Annotated in this window: 8 protein-coding genes; 2 read left to right on the forward strand and 6 right to left on the reverse strand. The window is 39.6% G+C overall.

The window, feature by feature from the left end; translation table 11 throughout:
• Positions 1–92: 92 nt before the first annotated feature.
• On the reverse strand, positions 93–332 hold the full coding sequence (locus tag AC1DUW_RS16775; RefSeq protein WP_053345161.1) for a hypothetical protein: 240 nt from the start codon (positions 330–332) through the stop codon (positions 93–95).
• Positions 333–748: 416 nt separating this feature from the next.
• Here AC1DUW_RS16775 and AC1DUW_RS16780 point away from each other — a divergent pair, with 416 nt between their 5' ends.
• Both AC1DUW_RS16780 and rnjA read left to right on the forward strand, forming a co-directional pair.
• Positions 749–958, forward strand: a complete 210-nt coding sequence (locus AC1DUW_RS16780) for a DNA-dependent RNA polymerase subunit epsilon (protein WP_053345160.1) — start codon at positions 749–751, stop codon at positions 956–958.
• Between the two features lie 3 nt (positions 959–961).
• A complete protein-coding gene (gene rnjA, locus AC1DUW_RS16785; protein ID WP_053345159.1) occupies positions 962–2,632 on the forward strand; it encodes a ribonuclease J1 in 1,671 nt (556 codons plus the stop codon).
• A 134-nt stretch (positions 2,633–2,766) separates the two neighbouring features.
• On the opposite strand, the gene AC1DUW_RS16790 is transcribed toward rnjA, so the two are convergent.
• The 5 genes from AC1DUW_RS16790 to AC1DUW_RS16810 form a co-directional block, all read right to left on the reverse strand.
• A complete protein-coding gene (locus AC1DUW_RS16790; protein ID WP_083450891.1) occupies positions 2,767–3,426 on the reverse strand; it encodes a potassium channel family protein in 660 nt (219 codons plus the stop codon).
• An 88-nt stretch (positions 3,427–3,514) separates the two neighbouring features.
• Entirely contained in the window at positions 3,515–4,645 is a 1,131-nt protein-coding gene (locus AC1DUW_RS16795; protein ID WP_053345157.1) for an N-acetyldiaminopimelate deacetylase, read from the reverse strand.
• Positions 4,646–4,715: 70 nt separating this feature from the next.
• On the reverse strand, positions 4,716–5,426 hold the full coding sequence (gene dapD, locus AC1DUW_RS16800; RefSeq protein ID WP_053345156.1) for a 2,3,4,5-tetrahydropyridine-2,6-dicarboxylate N-acetyltransferase: 711 nt from the start codon (positions 5,424–5,426) through the stop codon (positions 4,716–4,718).
• A 124-nt stretch (positions 5,427–5,550) separates the two neighbouring features.
• Complete coding sequence (locus tag AC1DUW_RS16805) at positions 5,551–6,435, reverse strand: LysR family transcriptional regulator (protein WP_053345155.1); 885 nt, start codon at positions 6,433–6,435, stop codon at positions 5,551–5,553.
• Between the two features lie 283 nt (positions 6,436–6,718).
• A partial coding sequence (locus AC1DUW_RS16810; protein WP_477643015.1) for an MFS transporter occupies positions 6,719–7,792 on the reverse strand: 1,074 nt, incomplete at its 5' end.

Raw genomic sequence — 7,792 nt, forward strand, 5'->3', positions numbered from 1 at the left:
TTATCTACTGGGTATTGCGCCTTTTTTACAAAAATGGGCCAAGTACTTGTAAAGACATATTTACTTTATTGAATAATCCTATACAATAATAATTAAGGGAGTGTGATCGCCATGTTAAAAAAGCTTCGTAAAAAGCTTGTAAAACAGTGGAATGATCTTTTAAGAAAAAAATCAATCGCATGAACTGCCGTACCTATTGTGCCTTGGCCGTCATCCAAATGCGAGTTTTTTTCGTACAGCCCTTCAAAAACTTGCGGAGGGCTTCTTCCTTGTTGTAAAGTTCTTGTTAAGCCTTCTTCTATCTTGGCTTTGAAAATTTCAAGCAAGTACATATTGCATTCGGAATATGAAGCGTTGTCTCTTAATGGAACGCTGTACTAAGGGTTAGACACTTTAAGCAAGAAATCGGTTGCGAAAAAAGACTTCGTAACACAATAGAATAAACGCAGTCAAACTGATTTCCACCCTAAAAAAGTTGACCAAAAACTTTTCTTTATCGATTTAAGTTTTACACATAGTAAAAACGGATAGGATAAAAGAATAGAGAAGGCCGCAATGAATTGAATACCTGATTCGGMTGACTATTTTTTATATACTTTTAAGACATTGGTATAATCAGTTAACTAAAACCCCTTCCGTTTTTATGGCGGAGCTGGGTTTATTTTTACATGATGTTGAAAAACATGAAAAAATTGTTGTTTTTATATATAATGAAAAAAGCAATGCAAACAAGTGAGGAGAGATTAAAATGGTATTTAAGGTATACTATCAAGTAACCATAGCAGAGGTTCCCATCAGGGAGAATACTAAAACAATGTTTGTCGAAGGTGAATCCGTTCGTGACGTTCGTTTAAAATTAAAAAAAGAACCTTATAACGTAGAATTCGTAACAGCAGTAACTGGAGCATATTTAGAATATGAAAAACAAAATGAAGATTATAAAGTATTGGAGCTATAATTTATGAAATTTGTAAAAAATGATCAAACAGCTGTATTCGCCTTGGGCGGTTTAGGCGAAATCGGTAAGAACACATATGCTGTTCAATTTCAAGACGAAATCATCGTTATTGATGCTGGAATTAAATTTCCAGAAGACGAGCTTCTCGGAATTGACTATGTGATTCCTGACTACAGTTATTTAGAGAAAAATGTAGATAAAATTAAAGGTGTCTTCATCACTCATGGCCATGAAGACCACATTGGCGGGATTCCTTATTTATTAAGAAAAGTGAATGTCCCTGTATATGGCGGTAAGCTAGCACTTGGATTACTTCGTAATAAATTGGAAGAACACGGTCTTTTACGTCAAACAACCATGATCGAAATCAGTGAAGATGAAGTGATTAAATTTCGGAAAACTTCCGTCTCTTTCTTCCGCACAACTCACAGCATCCCGGATTCTTATGGAATCGTTGTAAAAACACCGCCTGGACAAATTGTTCATACTGGTGATTTTAAATTCGACTTTACACCTGTAGGCGAACCTGCAAACTTAACTAAGATGGCGGAAATCGGTAAAGAAGGAGTATTGTGCTTACTTTCAGACAGTACGAATAGTGAAGTACAGAACTTCACGATGTCTGAAAGCCGCGTTGGCGATACCATTCAAGACATTTTCCGTAAAGTGGACGGACGGATTATATTTGCAACATTTGCATCAAACATCCATCGCCTTCAACAAGTAGTAGAAGCTGCTGTAGCAAACGGCCGTAAAATTGCTGTTTTCGGCCGTAGCATGGATTCAGCTATTGCTATTGGGCAAGACCTTGGTTATATTGTAGCTCCTAAAGATACATTTATTGATGTACAGCAATTAAATCGGATGCCTGCTAACAAAGTAACCATCCTTTGTACAGGTAGCCAAGGTGAACCAATGGCAGCCCTTTCGCGGATTGCGAACGGTACTCACCGTCAAATCCAAATCATACCTGGTGATACAGTTGTGTTTTCTTCTTCACCTATTCCAGGTAACACAATCAGTGTTTCTAGAACAATTAATCAATTATATCGTGCAGGCGCAGACGTCATTTCAGGTCCATTGAATGATATTCATACATCCGGGCATGGCGGCCAACAAGAACAAAAACTTATGCTTCGTTTAATTAAGCCAAAATTCTTCATGCCGATTCATGGTGAATATCGGATGCAGAAACTTCACGCTCGCCATGCAGTTGATTGCGGGGTTCCTGAAGAAAATTGCTTTATCATGGATAATGGTGAAGTGCTTTCGTTAAGTGAAAACACAGCACAAATCGCTGGGAAAATCCCTTCAGGTTCTGTTTATATTGACGGAAGCGGCATCGGCGATATCGGAAACATCGTTTTACGCGACCGTCGGATTCTTTCTGAAGAAGGGCTTGTCGTTGTCGTTGTCAGCATTAATATGAAGGAATTCAAAATTGCATCCGGTCCGGACATCATCTCACGTGGATTTGTCTATATGAGAGAATCTGGAGACCTTATTAGCGATGCTCAATCCTTAATCACTAAGCACCTGAATAAAGTAATGGATCGTAAAACTACTCAATGGTCCGAAATTAAAAATGAAATTACAGATACATTGTCTCCATTCTTATATGAAAAAACAAAACGCCGTCCGATGATCCTACCGATCATCATGGAGGTTCAATAAACTAAAAAAGCCTCCAGCCATTACCCTGGCTGGGGCTTTTTTTAGTTTAATACTATTTCCTTCATTCTCCATACACTATAGGTTAAAAGCTTCCTAAAGTAGTGAGCCTGTTCAATATGGAAGAGGTCTCAATTTTATTCTACAATCTTTTTCTCAAAACGATTGATGTCGGAATCTGCTCCAATAACTATCAATATATCGCCTTTATGAATTAAATCGTTTGCTTGTGGAGAGACATTGATTTCATTTCCTCTTTTAATAGCGACAATATTTAGCCCGTAGTGAGCGCGGATATCAAGATCAAATATTGAATTCCCATTCATCTTTTGGCTCGCTACAATTTCAACAATAGAGTGTTCATCAGAAAGCTCCAAATAGTCGAGAATATTATTAGACCCGATATTATGGGCAATCCTTCTCCCCATATCTCGTTCCGGGTGCACAACAAAGTCAGCACCGATTTTACGTAGTACCTTCTCATGATAATCATTCTGCGCCTTTACCGTAACATTGCTGACACCCAACTCTTTAAGAATAAGCGTCGTCAAGATGCTCGCCTGAATATTTTCACCGATCGCTACAATGACGTGATCAAAATTACGAATTCCAATATTTCTGAGGACACTTTCATCAGTCGTATCCCCTACTACGCTATGTGAAGCAATTCTAGCAAATTCATTGACACGATCTTCATTTGCATCGATAGCCAGAACTCCTAAACCTTCTTCAGCTAGCGTCCTGACTATACTGCCGCCAAAACGACCAAGTCCAATCACTGCAAATTCCTTTTTCACAGTAAGCCCTCCAACATCTTTCATTCTATTAGGATATACAGCGGCTCGCTCCTTAAAGCACACTTCCTATCCTAGTACGGAAAAGCAATTAAGCTTTATTCCCTTTAAACGTTAAATAATTTGTTAAATGATTGATGGCAAGTTCAATTGCTTTTTCATCCGGAGTTAACTTAGCGTGGTGTAAACCGTATTCGGATGAAACCCCTAGCCAGAACATGAAACCTGGAATTTCCTTAAGCATGTACCCAAAATCTTCACCAGTCATCGCTTCCGTACAGCGATATAAATCGACCTCTGATGACTGCTCCGTATATTCCATAAATTCCTGTGTCAACTGCTCCTCATTATATACCTGATGGTACATTGCGCCATAGTCAATCTCTGCCACGCATTCAAAACCCGCTTGAATACCATCTACAAGTGCTTTAATCCGTGACTTAACCTTTACCATTGATTCAGGATTCAGAGTGCGTATTGTCCCTTCTAAGCGCGCTGTCTCAGCAATGATATTTTGGACGGTGCCTCCGGTAATCTTTCCAACAGTTATGACAGCTGAATCTAGCGGATTCACATTGCGGGAAACGATAGTTTGCAGTTGCCCGACAAGTGAGCAGGCAGCGATGACCATGTCATTTGTATGATGAGGGTAAGCTGCATGCCCACCTTTCCCTTTCAGGTCAATAAATAATTCAGATGTGTTGGCAAATAAAAGACCTTCTTTAACGGCAATCGTTCCAACCGGATACTCTGGAGCTATATGCAAAGCAAGAATCATATCCGGTTTCCATTTTTTCATCGTTTCGGATTTCAGCATTGGTTCAGCTCCACCAGGCCCTTCTTCCGCCGGCTGAAAAATAAATAGTAAGTCATCATCAATCGGGTTTTCTACAAAATATGTCAAAACTCCTAGACCTATGCTCATATGAAAATCATGGCCACAAGCATGCATATAATCTTCATGATTAGAAGTAAAAGGTAATCCAGTTTCCTCTTTAATCGGTAGACCGTCTATATCCGCACGATAGCCAATTATTTTTCGGGGGTTCCGTCCCTTTATTTTCACAAATATCCCTGTTCGCCAAGTCTCTATCTCCATTCGCTCTGACGCCAATTTCGTTATGTAATTCAGTAGATATTGCTGCGTTTTAAATTCTTGAAAACCTATCTCCGGTATTTTATGCAAATCACGCCGGATAGCGGCAAATGGACTTGTTTCCATCTTATTCCCTCCCTATACAGAAAGCGTGGATATAGTTATCCACGCTCTTGACACCTATTTACTTTAGAAATTAGAGTTGACGAAGTTCTTGCATGATTTCAGTTTTAGATTTAGTTTTTTCGTCAATTTGTTTAATCACTTTAGCTGGAATACCAGCAGCCACCGAGTATGGAGGAACGTCTTTCGTTACAATTGCGCCTGCCGCTACAACTGAACCTTGACCGATTTTTACACCTTCAAGAACAACTGCGTTAGCTCCGATTAATACATCGTCTTCTAATATAACTGGTTGCGCGGAAGGAGGCTCAATAACACCTGCTAAAACAGCGCCTGCACCTACGTGACAGTTTTTACCCACTGTTGCACGTCCGCCAAGTATTGCGTTCATGTCAATCATTGTGCCTTCACCAATAACAGATCCAATATTGATCGATGCACCCATCATGATCACTGCGTTATCTCCGATTGACACTTGGTCACGGATAATTGCGCCAGGCTCGATACGAGCTTTGATGCCTTTTAAGTCCAATAAAGGAATAGCAGAATTACGACGGTCGTTTTCAACTACATAATCCTCAATTTTTGTTCCAGCTGTCTCAATAGCCACTTCAACTTCAGACCACTCACCGAATACAACTCCGGTATTACCTGTAATGAAAGTTTTAGAAGCTTGACCAAAATCTATGCCTTCTAATTCACCTTTGATATATACCTTTACAGGTGTTGATTTTTTACTATTTGAGATAAAAGAAATAATTTCGTTTGCATCCATTTTATTCATTCTCGAAAACCCTCCTAAATATGTATCATTACTCGTCTTTAATTTACCAGACAACTGACGGCAAGACAAGTTGAATGTCATTGATATATATTATTCTACCCCATTGACATTTTCGGCAAATGAACTATAACATTCCTTGGTCCCTAATATGCTCTTTCACTACTTCTGTGAATGCTTGGACCTGCTTAAGCTGAAAAGCAGAATCATAGCCACAAAGCCATGTATCTCGTTCAATTGAATGATTATGCCCATCTAAAAGGGGGATTTTGAATATATTTGTATCTTTATCATGTAAAGTGATTGCTGGGAGAATAGCATATCCTATCCCATTAAACACCATTTGTTTGCATGTTTCGATTTGATCGACCACGATGGTGTTTTTTGGGGTCGTTTTAAATTGCCGGTGCCACCAGTCCTGAATTTCCTGATAATAGTTTGAATCGCTTTTAAACTGAATGAATGGCCGGTCTGTTTCGAATACTTGGTTCAATTCCTTCATTTCAGTGTCGACCAAATAAAGCATATCCGTAAATAAATGCTGTTTTACCCCTTTCCAGTCTGGTGCTCCCCTAATGATACCAATATGTACTTGGCCTTCATACAAGGACTTTAAAATCTCACTGCTCCAGCCCGTGATTAAAGAGATTTTGGCATACGGATATTTTTGGACAAACTTTTTCAAAACTTGAGGCAGCCAATTCTGTCCTACTATCGAGGCACAGGCAATTTTCAAAGTACCATATACTTCATGATCCATCGCCTGGATACTTTCTCTAACCTTTTCTTCTTTTTCTAAAACTTCATTGGCCAAACGAATAACTGCTTCTCCAGCAGGTGTCAACGAAAGACCTTTTTGCGAACGGAGAAACAGCTTTGAGCCCCATTCCTTTTCAATTGTTTGTAAACGCTGAGATAAAGCAGGTTGGGAAACAAATAACCGTTCAGCCGCTTTTCTCATATTCATTTCCTGAGCAAGTACGGATAATAAATGAAATTCTGAAAATGACATACACACCAGCCTCTTGATAATTAATTCTTATCTTAATGATTTAATTTATTTAAATTTAATTATCAACAAAGTCCGCTTATAATACAAGTGAAAAGAAACGGAGTGATACCTATGACGATCATATTATTGCTGATTATCAGTTTTTCAGCATCCTTTATAGGCACATTGACCGGAAGCGTCGGATTAATTGGTATGCCTTCACTTCTTTTGATTTGACAGTTGCTTTGATTATGAATTTCATTTCTTAACACATAGCAGCCGCTTTAGTAAGACTGCCACAGGTCTACTGTTTCTTGCGTAGTCCCATCAGTAATATGAAGCTAATTACAGAAAAGACTAGGACAATGAGATAAATCGTGTGTAGCGACAATGTAAGTCCTTCCTGTAAAACCTTCACAACATTTTCAGGAAGCAAAGACCTTTCTTTACTGTTCAATAGCTTATTTGCGGTGTCAATTGTCACTCCCGAATTGGCTGGTGCATGCTCGTTTAAATATGCCTGCAGCCTTGTATTCATAATTCCCCCTAGCAAGGCCGCTCCAACCGTATTTCCTAAATTACGCATGAACATATTCGAAGCAGTCGCAATCCCTCTACGTTCCCAACTGACCGTTTTCTGAATAACAACAATAAAGGAAGTCGAGGTCAAGCCCATCCCCACACCGACAAAGAAGGATCCCATCGCAGCGATAAGCGGCCCTGCCTCGGGCTTCATCAATACTAAAATCGAACTTCCGAGGATTAACGAACATCCTCCAAGAAGCGAAGTTGTCTTAAAACCTATTTTCAATAACAGTTTGCCTGAAAACATGGATGCAATCGGCCAGCCAATTGACATGGCGGTTAGCGTAAAACCGGCTACTGTTGGAGAACGTTCCATCACTCCCTGAACAAATGTCGGAAGAAAACTCGATAACCCAATCATCATCACCCCTGTTGTCAAGGAAACAAGATTTGCGATTAAGATGGAGCGCTCCTGCCAGATTTCAAATGGCATCATCGGTTCGGACGCCCTTTTTTCTTGTACAATAAACAAGACAAAGGCTATAATAGCCACTATTACAAGAGAGACGACCGGTGTAGAAGCCCAAGACCACTTTACGCCTCCTTGTACGAGAACCACCATAAGGGTGGATATCGATAACGTTAATAGCGTTGCACCCAAGTAATCAATATCACGTTTTTTCTTTTCGATATTTTCATGAAGGAAGAACCAAATCCCTACAAAAGAAAGTAAGCCAAGAGGAATGTTGACCCAGAATACAAGCTTCCATGTAAGTGATTCAACGATCAAGCCCCCCAGTGCCGGTCCTATTACTGCTGAAATGCCCCATACACTTGATAAATACCCTTGAAC

This window comes from Peribacillus sp. P4_C12 (assembly GCF_056402095.1).

Excerpts from the sequence above, each read along its gene's own strand:
- AC1DUW_RS16805 (WP_053345155.1), bottom strand. The coding sequence starts at position 6,435 with ATGTCATTTTCAGAATTTCATTTATTATCCGTACTTGCTCAGGAAATG.
- AC1DUW_RS16775 (WP_053345161.1), bottom strand. The coding sequence starts at position 332 with ATGTACTTGCTTGAAATTTTCAAAGCCAAGATAGAAGAAGGCTTAACA.
- AC1DUW_RS16795 (WP_053345157.1), bottom strand. The coding sequence starts at position 4,645 with ATGGAAACAAGTCCATTTGCCGCTATCCGGCGTGATTTGCATAAAATA.
- rnjA (WP_053345159.1), top strand. The coding sequence starts at position 962 with ATGAAATTTGTAAAAAATGATCAAACAGCTGTATTCGCCTTGGGCGGT.
- dapD (WP_053345156.1), bottom strand. The coding sequence starts at position 5,426 with ATGAATAAAATGGATGCAAACGAAATTATTTCTTTTATCTCAAATAGT.
- AC1DUW_RS16780 (WP_053345160.1), top strand. The coding sequence starts at position 749 with ATGGTATTTAAGGTATACTATCAAGTAACCATAGCAGAGGTTCCCATC.